The organism is Duganella sp. BJB476 (genome assembly GCF_003416895.1).
Lineage (GTDB): Bacteria > Pseudomonadota > Gammaproteobacteria > Burkholderiales > Burkholderiaceae_D > Rugamonas.
Genome location: NZ_QVIO01000009.1, coordinates 210,287 through 229,372 on the forward strand (window position 1 = coordinate 210,287; position 19,086 = coordinate 229,372).

General features: G+C 56.2%; 16 protein-coding genes. 8 read left to right on the forward strand and 8 right to left on the reverse strand.

The window, feature by feature from the left end; translation table 11 throughout:
- Positions 1-51: 51 nt before the first annotated feature.
- Complete coding sequence (locus D0T21_RS28260; protein WP_116993119.1) at positions 52-3,975, reverse strand: hypothetical protein; 3,924 nt, start codon at positions 3,973-3,975, stop codon at positions 52-54.
- A 261-nt stretch (positions 3,976-4,236) separates the two neighbouring features.
- On the opposite strand from D0T21_RS28260, the gene D0T21_RS28265 reads away from it, so the two are divergent.
- Positions 4,237-6,357: a TonB-dependent siderophore receptor gene (locus D0T21_RS28265; RefSeq protein WP_116993120.1), complete on the forward strand. Its 2,121-nt coding sequence runs from the start codon at positions 4,237-4,239 to the stop codon at positions 6,355-6,357.
- 8 nt (positions 6,358-6,365) lie between these two features.
- The gene (locus tag D0T21_RS28270) at positions 6,366-7,526 is read left to right on the forward strand and encodes a DUF1624 domain-containing protein (RefSeq protein WP_116993121.1); all 1,161 of its coding nucleotides are present in this window, start codon (positions 6,366-6,368) and stop codon (positions 7,524-7,526) included.
- 84 nt (positions 7,527-7,610) lie between these two features.
- On the opposite strand, the gene D0T21_RS32125 is transcribed toward D0T21_RS28270, so the two are convergent.
- A complete protein-coding gene (locus D0T21_RS32125; protein WP_158568071.1) occupies positions 7,611-7,763 on the reverse strand; it encodes a hypothetical protein in 153 nt (50 codons plus the stop codon).
- 353 nt (positions 7,764-8,116) lie between these two features.
- Between D0T21_RS32125 and D0T21_RS32795 the strand changes: the two genes are divergently transcribed.
- Positions 8,117-10,000, forward strand: coding sequence for a methyl-accepting chemotaxis protein (locus tag D0T21_RS32795; protein WP_301546349.1), 1,884 nt, complete (start codon positions 8,117-8,119; stop codon positions 9,998-10,000).
- 93 nt (positions 10,001-10,093) lie between these two features.
- Here D0T21_RS32795 and D0T21_RS32800 read toward each other — a convergent pair whose 3' ends face one another.
- Complete coding sequence (locus D0T21_RS32800; RefSeq protein ID WP_373886691.1) at positions 10,094-10,306, reverse strand: hypothetical protein; 213 nt, start codon at positions 10,304-10,306, stop codon at positions 10,094-10,096.
- A gap of 17 nt (positions 10,307-10,323) precedes the next feature.
- Positions 10,324-10,878 (reverse strand): ABC transporter substrate-binding protein, encoded by a 555-nt coding sequence (locus tag D0T21_RS32805; RefSeq protein WP_116993124.1) that lies wholly within the window; start codon positions 10,876-10,878, stop codon positions 10,324-10,326.
- Positions 10,879-11,163: 285 nt separating this feature from the next.
- Here D0T21_RS32805 and D0T21_RS28290 point away from each other — a divergent pair, with 285 nt between their 5' ends.
- Both D0T21_RS28290 and D0T21_RS31895 read left to right on the forward strand, forming a co-directional pair.
- Positions 11,164-11,379, forward strand: a complete 216-nt coding sequence (locus D0T21_RS28290; protein ID WP_116993125.1) for a hypothetical protein — start codon at positions 11,164-11,166, stop codon at positions 11,377-11,379.
- 215 nt (positions 11,380-11,594) lie between these two features.
- Positions 11,595-11,825, forward strand: coding sequence for a hypothetical protein (locus D0T21_RS31895; RefSeq protein ID WP_147328194.1), 231 nt, complete (start codon positions 11,595-11,597; stop codon positions 11,823-11,825).
- A 231-nt stretch (positions 11,826-12,056) separates the two neighbouring features.
- On the opposite strand, the gene D0T21_RS28295 is transcribed toward D0T21_RS31895, so the two are convergent.
- Positions 12,057-12,293, reverse strand: a complete 237-nt coding sequence (locus D0T21_RS28295) for a helix-turn-helix domain-containing protein (RefSeq protein ID WP_116993126.1) — start codon at positions 12,291-12,293, stop codon at positions 12,057-12,059.
- A gap of 116 nt (positions 12,294-12,409) precedes the next feature.
- On the opposite strand from D0T21_RS28295, the gene D0T21_RS31900 reads away from it, so the two are divergent.
- Positions 12,410-12,748: a hypothetical protein gene (locus tag D0T21_RS31900; RefSeq protein ID WP_147328195.1), complete on the forward strand. Its 339-nt coding sequence runs from the start codon at positions 12,410-12,412 to the stop codon at positions 12,746-12,748.
- Positions 12,749-12,909: 161 nt separating this feature from the next.
- Here D0T21_RS31900 and D0T21_RS28300 read toward each other — a convergent pair whose 3' ends face one another.
- Together D0T21_RS28300 and D0T21_RS28305 are read right to left on the reverse strand one after the other, a co-directional pair.
- Positions 12,910-13,842 carry a hypothetical protein gene (locus tag D0T21_RS28300; protein WP_116993127.1) on the reverse strand — a complete coding sequence of 311 codons (933 nt, stop codon included), beginning with the start codon at positions 13,840-13,842 and terminating at the stop codon, positions 12,910-12,912.
- A 1-nt stretch (position 13,843) separates the two neighbouring features.
- Complete coding sequence (locus D0T21_RS28305; protein ID WP_116993128.1) at positions 13,844-14,917, reverse strand: type IV toxin-antitoxin system AbiEi family antitoxin; 1,074 nt, start codon at positions 14,915-14,917, stop codon at positions 13,844-13,846.
- A 434-nt stretch (positions 14,918-15,351) separates the two neighbouring features.
- On the opposite strand from D0T21_RS28305, the gene D0T21_RS28310 reads away from it, so the two are divergent.
- Positions 15,352-16,371, forward strand: coding sequence for a tyrosine-type recombinase/integrase (locus D0T21_RS28310; protein ID WP_116994573.1), 1,020 nt, complete (start codon positions 15,352-15,354; stop codon positions 16,369-16,371).
- Positions 16,368-16,733, forward strand: coding sequence for a hypothetical protein (locus tag D0T21_RS28315; RefSeq protein ID WP_116993130.1), 366 nt, complete (start codon positions 16,368-16,370; stop codon positions 16,731-16,733). Before D0T21_RS28310 ends, D0T21_RS28315 begins: the two co-directional genes overlap by 4 nt.
- 132 nt (positions 16,734-16,865) lie before the next feature.
- Here D0T21_RS28315 and D0T21_RS28320 read toward each other — a convergent pair whose 3' ends face one another.
- Entirely contained in the window at positions 16,866-18,218 is a 1,353-nt protein-coding gene (locus D0T21_RS28320; RefSeq protein WP_158568072.1) for a replication initiation protein, read from the reverse strand.
- Between the last annotated feature and the right edge of the window lie 868 nt (positions 18,219-19,086).

Here is a 19,086-nt window from a genome sequence, read left to right on the forward strand (position 1 = left end):
CGCGATAGTTGCGGAAATCCGCATGACTGATATGCGAAAGGTTTTTTGGCGTCAGGCGGCGCCATCCGGCCAGGTGCGCGCGGGAGCGGGCCGTTGGCCCGGATCGGCGCGCTCTACCGGCTCGTACTGCACCCACTGGCCAACCGTGCGCTGGGATTCCGCCAATCTGTTTCTCTGCACCTTGACGAAGAGGTCGATGCCGCGTTCAACCTGCATCCTGGTCTTCTCCCGCAAGACCAGGATGGCAGGCTCCCATAGCGCGGGCTCGGTCATCAGGTCATCGAAGTCGCGCTCCGCTCTTTGTACCAGATCCTCGCGCCCGGCCTTGCGCCCAAGGCTGGCTTCCGCGCGCAAGGCATCCAGTATGGGCGCAGCTTCGGGCTTCAAGGTGTAGTCGACATACATGGTGGCCAGCTTGTTGATCCTGGTGAAGGCGTCGGCCTGTTCGAGGAAATTTTCAAGTTGTCTTTCAGCGACCACGTAACGCATATTCTCGTCTACCTGGGAAGCCAGTTTCGGTATGCCATAGTGGACCCAGGCATCCCAGTTGTCGCGTACCTCCTGCTGAAATTCCTTAAAGCTTTGAAAGTCGATGGCACGGTCGGTACGCACCGGATCGATCTCGTCGTCGAATGTAAACACGGTGCAAAAGTGCGTCCGCCCCTTGGCCCGGATCTCCCGTCCATGGCTGAGATCAAAGAACCCGGTGGACAAGCCGAGCTGCCGCTTGTCCTCGTGCACCGTGCTTTGGACACTGGCACCTAAGCGTGCGACGACATCTGTTTTGTTCTGCCCGGTCGAATCCCTGTAGGTGGTGGTCATGTTGCCGGCGACCACGCCGCTGCTGCTGCTTGCGTCCTGCCGGGACTTCAGCCCGGCCGTGCCTCCGGCCCGAAAACAGGCGGCGCGCAACAGCGCGGCCACGGAAATATTCGATTCGGTGCCTATCGTTTTCCGCGGAGCCCGATCAATCAAGCCCACGTTCAGATTGGGATGGTGAGCGAGCAGCTCGCGCATCCAGTCTCCGTCCGTGCGCGACGCATCCGCCTGCGTTGCCAAGTGCGTCAAGTGTTCGAACAGATCCAGGAATTGCGTGACGATCGCCACATCCTGTCCCTTGGCGCGACGCGGAATGCGCAGTTGCACGCCTTGCTCGATGCCGCTCTCCCGCCTGACCCGCAGGTCGGCGGACCACCCCATCCCCATGCGCAGCTTCTTGCCCAAGGACCAGATACAACCGCCATTCAGTCCGGCGCCTGCCTGGGACAGATGGGCCTTCTGCTTGCCGATCTGGATGTAGGGGCCGGTACGTCCCATATAGAATTCGATTACACGCTCCGTGCTGATCTGCAGAGAAAGCACCATCTTGGCGCCGAGGGGGAGACCCAGCACCGCAAACGCCGCCGCCAGTGGCCCCAGATTGACGCCGCGCGCATGTTGTTCGGTGAAGCGTAGTTTGTCGCGCCATTCGAGGTGTGCGAGCATGTCTTCGAACAGGTCATGAAAAGTCTGGCCGGACACCCGCTTGTCCAGGTCGCCATCGTACAGCAGGCGATTGGCCTTGCCGACGGCAGCATGAAAGCGGTTCCGCTGCGCCGCTTCCTGCTTCGCCCAGTGCGCGGCTTCTCCGGTCAACTGCCGGAAGGCCGACGCGGCCTGATGCGGCGACAGTAATTGTCGCTGTATCAGCGACATGGCCTCAGGCAAGGTGTGCTCAGTCGCCTGCAACGCCCGCCACGCCGCATCGAATCCATCATGCGGTGAGGCCTTGGCCTTCGTCACGTCGCCCTGTTCGAAGTGCCGCCGCAACTCGCCTTGGCGTTCGGCGATGGCTGCCAATGCGGCAGTGTCGAACTTCAAGGTCAGCAGATCGGTCCCGATCGGTGTTCTTTGCACCTGTTCGGCCAATGCCTGCAAGGCCAACTCTCCGTCCGTCGGCCGCTGGCCGGGGGGCAGTTGCTGCCGGCGCGCCGACACGTAGTCCATCAGGCAATCGGCGGCTTTGGCGAGTTCGTCGCGCGCGCGGCGTTTGGGCGTCGGCAAGCCGGTGGCGGTGGCAAGCGTCAGCGCCTCGCGTAACGCATGGTAGGGACTGTGGGCACGGGCTTGCCACGGCCTGCGCGAGGAGGCGGCATCGTGCTGCCAGTCCGCCAGCATCCGCAAGTGCTGGTTTGCCTTCTGATAGTGTGAATCCGCTGCGTTATCCTGGTAGCCGTTGCGAAATCCATGATAGGCCGCACGTTCGTCGACTGTCGCGGCAGCGAGTCCCAGGGCAACCGACGGCGCCTGCAACGCACATCGCACAGCACGTTTGGCGTTTTCCAGATAGCGCCGTCCCGCCCCGTCCTCCGGCGACGCACGGCGCAGCGCATCGTCCGCTTGCAGATAGATCCTGGCCGCGTAGAGCTGTTCTTTTGACCGCACCATCTCCCCCGGCGCAAACAGATGGCTGACGACTTGCATCCCCCGCGGCACGGAGGCCAACAGGCCGAGCATGACGCGCGATTTTTCCGACAAGCCGGGCATGCCTGTCAAGGCAGCGCCCGGCCCACCCTGCGCTGAAATCAGGTCGCTTAAGGAGCACGCTCGCATTTCGCACAATATGGCATCGGCCTCGACGGGGTCTTCGCCGCTCGCGATGCTCAGCGCCTGCATGCCGATGGCTAACACGGACGATGCCGCCAGCGCATCCACCCCGAAGGCGCCAACCTTCCGCTCCAAGCCATCGGCCCAGATGCGCAAGGCCGGCGGCGACCACGCGGTGGCCACCCCGGTCTGAAAGCCCGGCATATGGCCGAGCAGCCTGGACAACAGCGCCTGCGATTCCCCGCCTAACTCCATACGGGATTTCCGCGCTCTTGTGCTGGTTTCCTCAAGTACGGCGGCATTGCGTTTCATCACCTCCTGCAGTGGCGGCAGCAGCACCTCCAGATCCGCGATCCCGTCGCCCACTTCCCATAGGTGCGCCGCGTTGACTGTTGATGAATGACGTGTCTGCATGAGCTGCGTTTCGACCTCGCGCAGCCGCTGTTCGAAATCATGGATGCGGGCCTGATGGAGCCGCGCGGCGGCAAGCTGTTCGCTGTTGTCCCGCTTCGCCGGCGCCGCCCGCGCATGCGCCAGTTCAGACTGCATGGCCTCGATCTTTTCGTTGGTGTGGGTGATTTCGCGCTCGTGCAGCGCGCGCGTCGGACTGGCTCGGTTGAAGTGCAGCGACACGGCCGTCTGACGCGCATGCCTCCGCAAGCCATCCAGTTCCTGTTCCAGGCGCGGCACGTCGGATACCGCCGGCTCATGTTCGCGGACTGCCAGGAGTAGCCCGCTCATCCGCGCCATCGCTGCTCGCTCCCTGTGCAACAAAGCCATCAGCGCGTTGCGTTGCTGCTCCAGTCTGGGGATGCGATCGGCCAGGTTGGCCATCCTCAGGATGGCAAGGCCTTCCTCCTCCCGTATGCGATGGATTTCGGAGTCAAGTGCCGCCTCCACGCCGGCGGTGTGGTTCACGTCGATCTGCGCATGCAGCGATACCTCCTCAAGCTCTAATGTCCTCACCAAGGCGGGAATCACATCGCGCAAGGCCGCCGGTTCATGTGGCGGAGTGGGCCGCTCGCTGTTGCCGGGCCGCGTGTCGGCATAGCGTAGCAGTTGCGCATGGGGCTGGGGCTTGCGGTGTTTCAGTCCGAGCAGCACGGCTGTCTTTCCAGACAACTGGGAAAACACTTTCGCGACGCGCGGTCGTCGTTTGGCTGGCTCGGCCGCATGTGCGTCAGCCCCTTTTTCGATCAGTGACTTTGCTTTCTGGACCGACTTCCCGCTATCCGACCGCAACTCATTCAGTGCGGCCAAGGGGCCGAGGGTCGCCAGTTTGTGTGTTGTCTGGCGCGTGCTGGACCGCTGGTCGTCATGGGCCTTGCTACGGCCGATGCCGGGCAGACCGCACGTCAGCGATTGGGATCTTATAGAGATGCGGGACATGGCGGGATGAGTGGGAGCGTATGTTGAACGGGTAATTCGTGCTGATCGGTTTCCTTTGAAAGACCGCGGAAATCCGGCCCTGCAACTCTACGTCAGCCAAGGCCGAAGCAATGACTCCCACAACGAACTTAGGGTGCGTTTTATGAACCCGCCTCATGATAAGTTGACGCATAGACCAGCAAAATTTTTAATTTCAAATCAGTTGCGTTTGAAATTATGATGCAACTCAGTTGTATTAAGAATTCAATCTTTGGAGTGTTTATGTTTTTTGCAGTCCCCTCATCACGCCTTGCTTTCTGTCTGACGGTCGCCCTGCCTGTCTACGCGGCCGCCGATCCGCTTGATCTTGCCGCCGCCCCCCAAGCCATGGATGCAGTCGAAGTCGTCGGCGTACGCCAGCCATATCGCAGCTTGTCGGCCACGGCCGCAACCAAGACTGAAACGGCGTTAAAGGACCTGCCGCAGAGCGCACGCGTGCTGACTGCCGACTTGTTGCGCGATGCCGGCGTTGATCGCTTTGCCGACGCGCTCGACTTGGGCAGCGGCATTTCGCGGCAGAATAATTTCGGTGGCGTCTGGGATAGTTACGCGGTGCGCGGATTCACCGGCGATCCGAATTACGGTTCCGATTTTCTGGTCAACGGCTTCAGCTCCAGCCGGGGCTACAACGGACTACGCGATCTTGCCAATGTGAGCAGTATCGAGATCTTGAAAGGACCTGCCGCTGCGCTGTATGGTCGAGGGGAAGCCGGCGGTATCATTAATATCATGACCAAGAAGCCCGGGTTCAGCCCCTCGTACACCATCGAACAGTCGGTTGGCAGCCACGACATTTACAGGAGCGCGGCGGATCTGACCGGCCCTCTGGGCGAAACCGTCGCTTATCGTGTGAACGCGGCCTATGAGCAAGGAGACAGCTTTCGCGACACGCTGTCATCGAAGCGCCGCCTGATATCGCCGTCGCTGATCTGGCGCGTCTCAGACAACACCACGGTATCGTATGAGCTCGAACAGATCGAGCAGCAGGCTTATCTTGATCGGGGTGTCGTTGCTGTCCAAGGCGTGCTGGGCCGGATACCGAACTCGCGCTTTCTCGGCGAGCCGGCTGACGGCCCCATGACTATCCATTCGAACGGGAACCAAATATTCGTCCAACACGATTTCAATGCCGACTGGTCGCTGCAAGGCGGCCTGTCGTACCGCAGCAGTTTATTGCTCGGCTACTCGACCGAGGCATCGGCGCTACAGGGCGATGGTCGCACCTTGTGGCGCCAGCGTCGCTTCCGTGATTTTTCCGCGCAAGACTGGTCGGGGCGTGCCGAGTTGCTGGGCAAGGTGGTGACGGGCGCTGTCCAACATCATCTGCTGGTGGGGGCCGACGGCTATCGTTTTGTCGACGACCGTCTTCAGTTGCGCAAGAACCCGAGCGCCAGCGCGCCCTATGCCATCGATATCTACCATCCAGCCTACGGTGGCATGCAGCCGACGGTTCTGGGGCCATCGCTCGACACCAGGGAACAGCAATGGTCGACGGCGGTCTATTTGCAGGACCAGATTGAGCTCGGCAGCGAATGGAAGGCCTTGTTCGGCCTGCGGCGCGACAGTTACCGCCAGACCATCATCAATCACAACAAGAATGGGCTGGCCAATCGGCAATCGCTCGACGCCAGCAGTCCGCGCGTCGGCCTGGTGTACCAGCCCAACCGCCAGGCATCGCTGTATGTCTCTGCGGGGAAAGCGTTCCGCCCGAACAGCGGCATCGGCATCGACAACGAATCGTTTCCGGCCGAAAGCAGCCGCGCCTACGAGGCTGGTATTAAATTCGATAGCGGCAACGGAAAGTTAAGCAGCACGCTGGCGCTGTATTCCATCAAGAAAAAAAATGTCCTGACGCTCAACCCGCTCGACACCAACTTCTCGCTGGCAGCGGGCGAGGTCGGCAGCATGGGTGTCGAGCTCGACGTCGCGGGCGAGTTGGCGCGCACGTTGCAGATGTCGTTCTCCTATGCGTACACGGACGCCAAAGTCTTGCGTGACAATGTACTGGCGGTGGGCGGAAGACTGGCTAATGTGCCAAAGCAGAGTGCGAATCTGTTGCTGACACATGAGATCAAGCTTGGCGGTGCGAGTGCGTCGGTCGGAGGTGGCTTCAATTATGTCGGTGAGCGCAATGGCGACGTGGCGATCAGCAGTACCTTCAAACTCCCGGCCTACACCACGACCAAGCTGTTGTCGTCCTATGCGCCGAATAGCAGGCTGCGCCTGTCGCTGGAGGTAGACAATCTGTTTGACAAAGCCTACTACCAGAGCGCATACCAGCAGACGTGGGTCGCGCCTGGCGAAGATCGCCGAGCCAGGTTGACAGCGCGGTACACATTTTGAACCCCGGCATGGGCGGTGGCGCCATCCCGTCCATGCGAGGTCCGCGGTTGGCATCGATAGACATCATGCGCGGGCTGGTGATGATGATGATGACCGTCGATCACGTACGGGAGACGTTCTTTCTGCGCTGGCAAGTCAGCGATCCGATGGATGTCGCCCAGATTGATCCGGGTCTGTTCTTCAGCCGCCTGGCGGCGCATTTCTGTGCGCCGATGTTCGTCTTCCTGACCGGCTTGTCGGCATGGCTGTATGCGCACCCGGCGTCCGGCCCGCGTCCGGTGACGGGCTTTCTCGTCAAGCGCGGCTTGATGCTGGTAGCGCTGGAGATCAGCGTGATCGGCGTGGCGTGGACCGGCAAAATCCCCCCTCCCGTGATCTACCTGCAAGTGATCTGGGTCATTGGCCTGGCGATGATCGCGCTGACCCTGCTGCATCGTTTGCCCAGTCCGCCGCTGATCGGGGGCGCGCTGTGTATCGTGTTTGGCCACAACCTGCTGACGCCCATCGCATTCGAACCGGGAAGCCCCGCCTACATCCCCTGGACCATCCTGCATGATCGTGGTTTCCTGCTGGCGCAAGGGCCGTTGATGATCAAGGTCAGCTATCCATTGCTGCCATGGATAGGCGTTATCGTGCTGGGGTACGCGACCGGCCCATGGTATGCGTCGTGCATTGATCCGGCGCGCCGGCAGAGGTTCTTGATGTACAGCGGGATTATCGCGGTGTTGCTTTTCCTGATGCTGCGCGTAAGTAATTTCTATGGCGAGACATTGCCATGGACGGCGGGCGAGACGGCAATGCGGACAGTGATGTCTTTTCTGAACGTAAAGAAATATCCTCCGTCGCTGGATTTTTTGCTGCTCACCTTAGGCAGTGGCTTGGTGTTGCTGTCCAGGCTGGAAACCTGGAACAACCGGCTGTTGCGAGGCGCGGCAAATTTCGGTAGCGCGCCGCTGTTTTACTACGTGCTGCATTTGTACTTGTTGCTCATACTGCAAAAGCTGCTTGCGTGGGGCTTGGGAACCAACGATGGCAACCGTTATGAGTTTCAAAGTCTCTGGACGATTTGGCTGGTGTCGGTATTATTGCTGGCATCGCTCCATGCTCCGGTGATGGCTTTCGCGCGCTTCAAGCGAAAGTCGACCATGGCTTGGGTGCGCTATTTCTGAGCGTACAACTGGCTCAAAAACGGCACTAGCGATGCCGTCATGGCGGCGTCGCTGGTGCGAGGCCATGCATGGTCGAAGCTATGCTTATTTGCGCTTGCTGTGGTGGAATGCGTGCTTAGCTTCGAGCTGGACACTGTTTGATTTGTCATATGGCGTTTGGCGGAAAACGATGGTAGAACCATCCGTGGGAAACACATTGCCGTTCTGATCCAAAATATCTAAAGTTGCATTGGCCATTGAGTTTCCTAGCAGATGATCACGTATGGGGTGACAAGCAGTACGTCTTCAATGTACCCGATTCCTATTTGTAAAAATGCGCTCTTTGTCACTATTGCGGAAGGAACGAATGCGGTCTCAAGCTTCAGGCTGGCGCGATGCCATCGTTTGGTTTTGAGAAGGGGTTATCGTCCTCCCCCAGTCGAGAAGCATCACCGCTTCCTACAAGAAAATCAGGATTTCCCGAGATGAAATTTCATCAGGTCACGCTATCATTGAATTGCGCTCACAAGAAATCTTAAGTTACTCAAGAACATGCAGATGCTTCACAAGTAAGCTATTGCAGCTGCATATCTGCTCACAGTATAAAAGTAATGGCAATGTCGCAAACGTTGCCGATGCCTCTCTTAGGCCGAAATCCCGCCGCTGTTGGTCCTTGGTACGTAAGCCCAAAATTCTGCTTAGGCCTCACGCAAGTCACGATTAGCTCATACGCTTTAATTTTTCTACAACCAATAAAAATTAATCAAATGAAAATTGAAAATTTTAAAATCGGCCCCCGCTTGATCGCCTCTTTTAGCGTCGTGCTGATGATGCTGGTTATCGTTGCAGCATTAGGTGTAAGTCGGATGAGTGCTATGCAGCGGTCTATGGTGGACATTACAAAAGGGAATGACGTTGAGTCCAGTTTAGCATTCCAAATGCGCTTAAGCGTCGCCGATAGGATGATCGCACTGCGTAATCTCGTCCTCTTCGAAGATCCCACGCAAATGCAAACGCAGGTTGATCGAGTTCGAAAGCAGGCACAACTTTATGAAACTGCCGAAAAGAAAATCCGCGAAAATTTTGCTGTTTACGGCATTCAGGATGACGAAACCAGGATACTGACAGATATCCAAGGGCAAAATGTCGCAGCTACCCCACTCATTGAAAAGGTTCTTCAATTGGGACTGGAGAATAAGGATGCCGAGGCAACGAAGATACTCATCGGTGATCTGCGTGATGTCCAAATTAAATGGCAAAATGGCCTCGATGCCTTGGTCTCCAGTGAGAAAAAACAAAACGAAGAGGCAAGTGCCGCAGCGGACGAGGCATATTTGTTCGCACGGAATACGATGATTGGGTTGAGCTGTGTTGCTGTGTTCATCGGAATGGTGGTTGCGTGGATCATAACTCGCAGTATTGTGCTGCCCATTCAGCATGCCGTAACGATCGCTCAGACGGTCGCTGACGGCGACTTAACGAGTCAAATTGAGGTTACCGGCAAGGATGAAACCAGTATATTACTGGCGACCTTGAAGACAATGAATGAGAGCTTGCAAAGAATCGTCAGCCAGGTGCGCGCTGGCACGGATACCATGACGACGGCATCCAAGGAAATCGCGGCAGGCAATTTGGATCTGTCGTCGCGCACTGAGCAACAAGCCAGTTCGTTGGAGGAGACTGCGTCGTCGATGGAACAGTTGACCAGCTCCGTAAGGCAAAATGCTGATAACGCTCGTCAGGCGAGCAGTTTGGCGACGACCGCATCTGAGGTTGCCATTCGAGGTGGCGTGGCGTTCGCCAATGTCGTCGAAACGATGAGTGCAATTAGCGCATCGTCGAAAAAAATCGTCGAGATTATAGGCGTCATCGATGGTATTGCTTTCCAGACGAATATCCTCGCTCTGAATGCTGCGGTCGAAGCGGCGCGTGCGGGCGAACAAGGCCGAGGTTTTGCAGTGGTGGCCACCGAAGTGCGCAGCCTGGCCCATCGAAGCGCCGCTGCGGCCAAGGAAATTAAAACGTTGATCAGTGATTCGGTTTCCAAGGTCGATTCTGGATCTGCCCTGGTAAATCAAACCGGGGAGACCATGAATCAGGTCGTTAATAGTGTTCGCCAGGTTGGCAGTATCATTACCGAAATCACTGCGGCAAGCCAGGAACAGAGCCTGGGTATTGAACAGATCAACCAAGCGATTATTCAGATGGATAGCGTCACCCAGAAAAATGCAGCGTTGGTTGAGGAATCGGCGGCGGCTGCCGAATCTCTACAGGGCCAAGCGATTGAGCTTGTTGACGTTGTCGGGAAATTCGTATTGAATCCAGCATCGATAGCCAGAGTTGCCGGAGAATTGAAGCAAAATGCATTTGCTGCCTCCAATCGATCGCAGACTTTGGCGCTCACGATATCGCACAGATCGGGTAGCACGGCGCCCCCTGCAATCCAGCGGAAATTTCAGACCAAAGTTCATGATTCGGAGTGGTGCGAGTTCTAAGTTTTGTGATGCGTCGAGGGGGGAATGTCTACTTTTAACACGTTCTATAATGGGGATTATCGCGTGAGCGCCGAACATCCGGCCGCAGGTAGCCTATTTGCGTGTCGCTGCGGTATATTTATAGATGATTTTTTGATAAGTTCCATCCAATTTCATCGCGGATAGCGTTCTATTGTATTTGGCGATCACGTCGGAAAATTCTTTTTTCTTGCTAAACGCAACATAAGTAGGAACACTTTCCACCGCTGGCACCAACTCTTCTATTTTATCCAGAGCGTTAAGCTGCTTTGCAAGAAAAAGGATCATATAACGACTACTGGGAATTAAATCGACTCGATTTGCCAGCAATTTTTTAAGTTGGCTTCGCTGCTGTTGGCCAAATTAATTCGTTTGAATATGTTGGCTTTCATTGCTCCGTCGAATTTCTCCCCATAGCTCATCTGATTGACCACACCAATGCTCACGCCCGAATATTTTTGTAAATCTCCTTCAGAATTGAGCGCGGAGCCGGTTCTGGAGAAAAGCGAGATGGTCTGGGTAAACAATGCTTCGCCCGCGAAGGACATGAACTCCTCGCGCTCTGCTGTTTTATAAAGCGGGAAAACACCACCGATGACACCCGCTTTGAGTGATTGAATCGCACGCGAGAGCGGCGTGATTTGAACACTGGCCGTATATCCACTAAGGCTGAGTGCCTCGATCATAATGTCGTAGGCAATGCCGGTGATCTTGTCATCCTTGCGATAGCCAAATGGCGGGCCATCGGGAACCATGAATTTCAGTTCGGAATATTGCGGCTCGGCCCATATGGCATGACTTGGAAGAAAAGATAGTATTGTGAGAAAAATGGTTGTGATGACAATGAATTTTCTTGTCATTTCTTCCTCCCTGATGCTCTAGATTCTTGTTCTCACGTCCTGTTGCCCAGCATCTTCCATTTTTGTGCTCAGCCCACCAGCGAAGTGGAGTTGCATCATCATTCTCGAACGGTACTATTGTATTTGCGGGCCTTGTTGAGCTGGCCTCAAGTAAAGATATTTATGCTTTACTTTTTGATCGAATACTGGCCTGTGGTGCAGACGGACGTCGCGTTGTTCACCCCGCAATAGTACAATGATTCCAGCCGATGTTGGCTAGAGTAGATTTTATTAAAAGGAGCATAAATGACCAAGATCACTGGCGCCGAATATGTTACATCCACTGGCAGCGAGCATATTACACCTGCGGGGGGCAATATTTTCGCGGACCTGGGCTTTCCGCCTTCGGAAGCAGAAAAGCTACACGCTGACGCAGTGCTTATCATTGCCCTGAAATTGGCGTTGAAAGACAAAGCTGGTGCGGATATTCCAGTTACTAAAACGCTCCCCACCCAGCCTTAGGCTCCAGGGGCGTTACCCCCCCCTCCGGGCAAAGCGATATACGCTGATTAACCTTTAAGTATGCCTACTTTAACTCAGTAAAATGGATAATTTCTCATACTGATTTATGCTGCCAGCATGAAATTTAGGCTTTCCAAAATTCACTGTGATCTCAAATATAAAATTATAAAAATTAATGGTGAGCGGTAAATCTCATTTACAGGAGAAATAAGCGAATGAATGACATTAAACAAGCTTTTGGCGAGGGTTTGAGAGAAGGCTGGACTCTTTTTTGGTCCCCTTTCGTCGGTGTTTATAAAACCGCTAAAAAAATTATTTCATTCGGGTCTGCTAAGGCTGACAATGGAAGCCCTTTCAATAATGGTCTTCGCGATGGTTGGATCATGTTCTGGTCAATATTTACGGCATTCTATAGGGCAGCCAAGGCGATTCTCACATCTAGGTAGCCTGTGATACGACCGCGCGACTCGCAGGCCGAGTCGCCCATCATTTTTCATATGCCAAATCGGCAAGTCCATGATGCTCCGCCGGGGATCTAACGTCCGTGGAAACCCAGTAGCGGATGGAACCTCAGCATAGGGCGTGGAGCTCACTTTTTCGGGCTATAGACGAGTCTGAGAACGACTTTCGCAATACAAATTCGCTGGCATATCAATGAAGCTAGAGATCTTTGACTGCTATTCGCCCTCGCTAGAAAGTTGCAATTCCACCAAGCGGACTAGCTCTGATGGCGCAACTCCCAGCGGAGTTGCCAGTTTGAAGATGACTCGAATTGTTGGTTGATTAATGCCGCGCTCAATCAAGCTGACAAAGTTCCGCTCAACCCCGGCCGTCAATGCTAATTGCTCTTGCGATAGCCCAGCTTGCTTTCTTAGAAAGCGCAGAACTTTTCCAAAAGCGATAGCTGGATCCAAAAATTTCTCCCAATATACTGGGAGAGATGTTCGTCTTGCGCTATCATTTAGTCTTCACAATATATTGGTAATCCAATGGTTTAAATGCCATAGATTCAACTAAAATGCTGACAAAAATGAAACTTCAACCTCTGCTGACTCTGCTGTCTTTGGCTTTCCTTGCTACCGGCTGCGGCGAAACTGTCATGGAGAAACCCGCAAATTCTGTTTCGTACTATTCCAAGCATCTAACAGAAGCATTACAAGTCAACGCGAAATGCGTGGCATTCCAAAATAATGAATTTAGTGTTATGACTCCAAGCAAACAGCATGCTTGGAAGGAGACCACGGAAGGTATTAACTGTGCGAATGCTGAAACGGCCAAGGTCTATGCCGCGATGGCCGCACGTCATCAGAGAATGATCGATGCGGATGCACCATTCCAACCTGCTCCTGAGAAAAAGACGGGTAAATAAGCTGAGGCCATGATTGCAACGAACGAGCAACATGAAATCCAACCGTTTCCTTTCATGCGTACGCCAGGATTCGAGTCCTGGCGTACGTCGATCACAGCGCCGATGTGGCCGAACGTTAGGCGTTGCATGAAAGCCCGCGAGATAGCGGCTGGGTTGGTTGCCTAACCCGCTCCGGTTCCGGCGGCAATTCCCGCGCGCACGCGCGTGACAATGTCGCTTACCAGACCGGTGACGCTGCGTTGCGCAAGAATGCGCTCCTCGTCGTCGTCCGGGTCGAGCCCCAGCTGGAACCGGGCGGCGGCTACCGGACCATTGCGCAAATGCCCTTCGACGCCGTCGCCGTCACAGAACCGTGTCTCGAGCCGATCGAGGGCATCGAGAATCGCCGCAGTATGCCGGCTGGACTCGTAGCGAACCATGATCTCTTCGGCGATCTGCGTCGGCGTGCCCGCGTACCGCATCACATGCACGAGGTCGCCGGCGTCCTTGTTCTCGCCGCGCTGGTCGAACGAGATCGCCTTCAGGATGATGAAGGCCGTCAGGTCAGCATGGCGTACCACTTCAGTCGAGCTGCCCGCGCCATCGAGCAGCTCCGCCGTGACCCGCTGTTCGCGGAACCATTCGTGCACCACACCTGCATGCCGAATACCCAGCGCCGATACCTTTTCTCCCTCGATCGGCAGCAGCTTGCCTTCTTGCGCGCTTTCGGCGGCGTCGTGCAGGAAATCCACGATGACGCTTTCGTGTCCTGAGAGTTTGCATTCCCATTGCCAGCTGCTCGGCGACTTGGCGCCAGGGCGATGGTAACGCACAAAGCCCCGGGCTTTGAGCTGGTCGGCCAGTGAAGCATAACCCTCGCCTTCGGCGATGACCTGCAAGTTGAACACGATATCAACGTCTGTCGTTCCGGCGTGGGCCGGCACGTCTGGCGGCGACGCCGGTGTGAGGTAGCGCGGCACCAGTCCGCCGACCAGCCGGATCGTGTCCTTGAGGGTACCGAAGGCGCCGAGCAACGTGACCAGCACCCGCTCGCATGCCAGAGTTTGTGCGGTATCGTAGCCTTCCGAGGTCTTTGGTTTTTCAGGTGTGGCCATGTCAGATTTTCAGATGATGTTGACGGAGCTGAGTTGCCAGCTCCTTGTTCCGGCCCTTGCCGTCCAGGAGATCCAGGTACAGGATGAAAGGGCTGGCGAATACCGCGCCTGGGACGGGAGCGGGCTTGGTGAATAATAAGCTGGCGCCACTGCGTTCGATCAGGTTGAGATTTGCGCCCTTATCGACCGGTTTCAAGCCCAGCACATCGACATAGGTATCAGCTTGTCCAGGCGGGATGATGAGGTCGACGATGTCAGTGCGGGTCAGGTGCGGATCGACCAGGTTGGCCGCCGCAGCGCCTGTGAAGATCCCATCGACTTTTGACGAGTGATCGAGACGTTCCGCGACATGGGCCAGCGCGGTGCTGGGATTCTGGTTGTAGAAGAACCAGCGTGACCGGCTGTCGCGGCGCTGGCGCCACGCGTCGGCCCAGGCGTCGAGCAGCTCCGCCGGGCGGGAGACTTTGCGGCGCAGCGTGCGGCCGCTGCCTTCGCTGGCGAGCCACTCCAGCCGCTCCAGTTCGTTGAGCACAGTGGAAACCGTATAGGTCGAGGTGTTGGACAGCTCAGCCAGCTCAAGGCCGCTCAGGTACTTGTCGTGGGCATGCAGTAGCGCGTGCACCACCTGCTCCCGCGCGGCAGTGAACAGTGGCACCGTGCTGCGGCGAGCAGCCGGCTTGGACGGCCGCTGGATATCGATAAACCAATCCTGGTGTTTGAGAAACAACGTGCCGCCGGCGTCAAAATAAGCGATACCATGATGGCGCAAAGTCTCCTTGGCACCATCGCTTAGATGAAGTGCGGCGACCATCAGAATCAGATCGGTCGCCGCAGGATGATTCTTGCGAAAGCTTTCAAGCTGCCACACGGCATCGCGGATATCACGCGGATAGGCTTCGCGTTTCATTTCGATGGCCAGTCGCCTGCCCCCTGCCGGTGTACGCAACTGCAACAGACAATCGAGATGCCCGCCATAGTGAGGCACGTCAAACTCTCGGGCGGTAACCTGCATCAGACCGGTCGCCTCGATGGCTTGCGAGACCGCTTCGCCGAGCTGTGTTTCATAAATTTGCATGTTGTTTATCTGCACAGATGGATAAATAGATCTGGCATTACTTTATGTATACAAGGCAGTTTATCTGCGCAGATAAATGAAAGCAAGTAAATCCGGTGATATAGCTGGTAGCAATCGACTGTGCAGTCGTCTGAGGTGACGCACATTTTCTGCCTGGCTGTCATGAACTCTCAATTCCCGAAGAGGAGTTTGTTTCGAATGCCTGGGGTCGTGCGCCGAGCGTCGATGCATCGACAGGACTTACCTCGGAAGATCGCCAATTCAGCAACTCGACGCGCCATCAGCATATCAATTCGATTACGGCCTTGATCGCCGCCGGAAGCTGGTGCAGCGATCAAGGCCGTATGGCGATCACAGCCATCAATGGCACCACCAAGACAAGATCATGACTGAGAGTTAAATGATACAATCCCGACACAATTAACGGAGGTGTATTGAACACCATAAGAACAACGCGCTCACGCGCGCCAACCCCAGTCTACAAAACAGGCCACCCCTGGCAAGCCGACCCGCGGGCCTCATTCAAGAAATGGCTTGCCAGCGCGGAGAACGATGACGGGTGCGGTTTCAGCGACGGGACGATCAAGGTCTATGCGGCGATGTGGTCCACGTTCATTCGGCACCTGGAGAGCCGACGCGGCCGCACCGCCATACTGGCCCGCGCCGACGACGTCGCCGACTTCCTGGACCACGCCTCCGCTTGCCGCCGGGAGCAGGGTCGCCGGCGCTACCAACTACTGCTCGAACGCGCCTTCCTTGCCATGGCCAAGGAAGGCGCCATCCATTGGACGCCCGCCCCCGCCCCCGCTCTCCAGACCCAGAAGGCGGCGGACAAACCGATGCCGTTTTTGACCAGGCAGGAGCGCGAACGGGTTTTTGCGGCTCTGGCCGAACCCTCTAACTTCCACAACGAGGATGGTTGGATGCAGGCCCGAGCCAAAGCGCTCTGCGCGCTTATGCTGGGAGCGGGGTTCAAGCCTGGACAAGCCAATCACTCCTCCGTTAATTGTTTCGAAGATGGACCGCAGCGGTTCGTGGTGGCCCCCGCCATTGAGACAATGGCAACACATCGGGCCCTGGTGGCGCCGCAGGCTTGGCCCGCGATACAATCATGGCTCAACGCCGGCGTAGACGGTGCTGGCCCGATGTTTCCAGGCCGCGGAGGCGCGGGAACGGTCGATTACGCGCGGACGTTCGTCGGCGCAAAGGAGCTTCTACGGGGACTAGGTCAGTTGGCCGGCGGTGAGCGGGTAAGCCCGCAAACGCTCAGGAATTCCTACGGTGCGAGCCTGATCGAAGATGGCTTCAACCTCGCGGACTTACGCGAATACATGGGATTTTCAAGATTGGAGTTCGCGAAGCGCTTCGTCGACGCGCACTCTGCATGGGTGGTGCGGATGGCGCGGGCGAAGTCCGCCATTGAAGAAAGCGTAGAAATTGGAGGCGAGGAATGAATTGCACGGAGTTTGAACAATACACGGCAGGCGCCGAACGGGTGACCGAGTTGGAGGATGCGCTGCGCAAGGCGATAACGCACATGAGAGCAATGACGCTGTCGCCGGTAACCTACCATGCGGCCAATGCGGCCGAACAGGTCCTCAACAGAGAGACCCGCCCCGCGCCAGCGCCCTGCTACGAGGGCGCTCTCCACATAATCGCCAGCGCCCCGCTCATCATGGCCAAGCTCGAAGGCAATCTTCTGACCCTGCGCACCCCGGATCCTGGCTCCATGATGGAGCACCACCGCAAGCACCATGCAGCCGCGTTGCGCGACGCACTCGTCCGCGGAGCGACGCTTGCGCTCATGCCTAGCTGATCTTTGACGCTGTGGCGCACCTGCGATTAAAGGGAGCTTTTCCGGGGACTGATAAGGTCCTCCGAAGGTGAGTCACTACAGGGACCATGCGCCGCGCTACAAAGGGAGCCTCCACGGGGACCTTGAGAAGGGTCAACGCGGGCCGAGACTGAACTGCTCGATGAAGTGAGCCAGCGATTCCACCGTCGGCTGTCCCCACAACTCCTGCGCATACCAATTCGAGAACAGCGAACGGGCGGTGGCGTTGTCGATGCCCCGATCAAGCTTGACGGCTGTATTCGTGTTCTGCTCACGAAATCGCTCGAAGATCGATTTGCGATCGTCATCATCAAGTTCCTTGTAGACGGCAAGGGCCTCCTGCGCTCGTGCGGCGAGGAACTTCTCCATGACCGTCGGGCCCTCACCCTTCTTCGGCGGCGCGCCCTTTGCGGAGCTCTGTTGCAGCTGCAAGTCCTTGGCAGCGGCGGCGCCCTGCTTTAGGCTCCATCGGAAATAGGCAGCCGGAGAATCTAGCTTGGAGCTGTTCTTGTGATCAATGCGGGCCTGGACGAACGACACGGCGTTGCGGACCTTGTCATCACCATGTTGCGCCATCACATCGGCCGCCTCGGACTGCGACAAGCCGAACTTCATAATTTTGCCCATCAACTCCAGGTCGATCACCGGCGGCGCCGCGAAATCCAGCTGCGGCTGTTTGGTGTGTTCGACGCGAAATTGGATACGTTCGACGCGCCGCCCGACCCTATGCTCGATAAGCTCGACTTGGATATCGGTGAGCGCATTGATCTCGGCAATCGCCGGACGGATCACATCCCGTTTAAAATATTTGTAGAGCGGCGGAGGATTTTCCAGTGTCACGGGATTGCCGGACAAGACTCCATACCAATGCTCGTAGGCCTCGACCAAGGTGAGTTTCGACGGATTAGTTGCATAGCGGCGGCAAATTTCATAAAGCGCCAACGAGGAACCCGAACGAAGCAAGCCTTGGTAGAAAATGCTGAACCTGGTATATGTGCCCGGGGCCATCACCAGCTCGTGAACCTCCGGGGGGAAAGCGAAGCCGAACCACACCTGGCCCGAATGCTTTTTGAGACCCATCGGATTGACCAACGTAACGGACGCGACCAGACGTTCGCTTGTCCATTGCCGCTCGTTCTCCATGAGAAGTTTGATATTTTGAAGCTCTTCGAGCTGCGCCTTGAGAAACTCAGTGTCCTTGCTGTCATAGTGGGCGTCACGCGCCAAGTCTGACAACCGCATCCAAAAATATTTTTTTGCGGCCGGCGTATCGATCGGAGCATTGACGCCTGGATCTTTGAGCTCTTGAGCGTGATACATCATCACGTTGAAAACCTTGCGAGTAAGCAGTGACAGCTTGCCCTCGCGAACACGAAGGCCGATAGCCTCGTTGGTCTTACGGAACTCCATGGGAGGCGCTGCGGCAAGCTCTCCGCCTTCCGCCGCCTTTGGTTTCCTTGTCGCCATCCGTCCTCTCCATGTCGCGCGATAAGGGAAATCACCCCCTCTCACCATTGCCTTAGGTGCGAACTATAACGCGAATCGCTTCACCTTTGAAGAGGAATGTAAGAGGAATACGCAAAGTTCACCTTAAACGGTGACGTTTACGCACCACTTAGCATCACCTAACGGTAGTCCCCGAAAAAGCTCCCCTAATGTTCTTATTATCACCCAAGGTCCCCGTTGAAGCTCACCTTCAGCAGGCCCTCATCCATCGACAATGTCAATCCAAGGGAAACGCAGCGACAGCACTAAAAGTAGCTCCCTGTGAAAGCTCCCAATAACAAACCATGACGGTCCCTGTCAAAGCTCCCTTGGTGATCGAACCTAACCAGGCAACACCAAATCATTCACATCTCCAAGACAAAAATCCAAAACATCCGGAAAATCACCAAGGTCCAGCCACAAATCAGATATTCTTGACCTCAAACCCTGTCACAGAAATGACTTCGAAACTTTCCGCAAGTTATCCACAGCTTGAATAAACATGGTCCCCGTAGCCACTCCCCCAAGAGCGTCTAGGTCACCGTATCCACTCCCCTTGACACCTGTGGAAGCTCACCTTAAATCGCCACGGTCCCTGTACAAACTCACTTCGGTTCCTGTGGAAACTCCCCTTGGTCCTCGGAGAAGCTCACCGAATCGGCCTCCAAGCTAGGCTGGCTGCGGGTCTTGCTCTGCTTAATTAGTATTTAAGGTTTTCAAAGGGTTATTATTCAAAAAACCTCTCAAGAGCAAATGCCAACACAACCCTGACATTTGGTTCAAAAAAAGCTCCCCAACTCCCCTTCTACAAAAAACGCCTCACTTGAGCCTCAAACAAGATGCATCGATC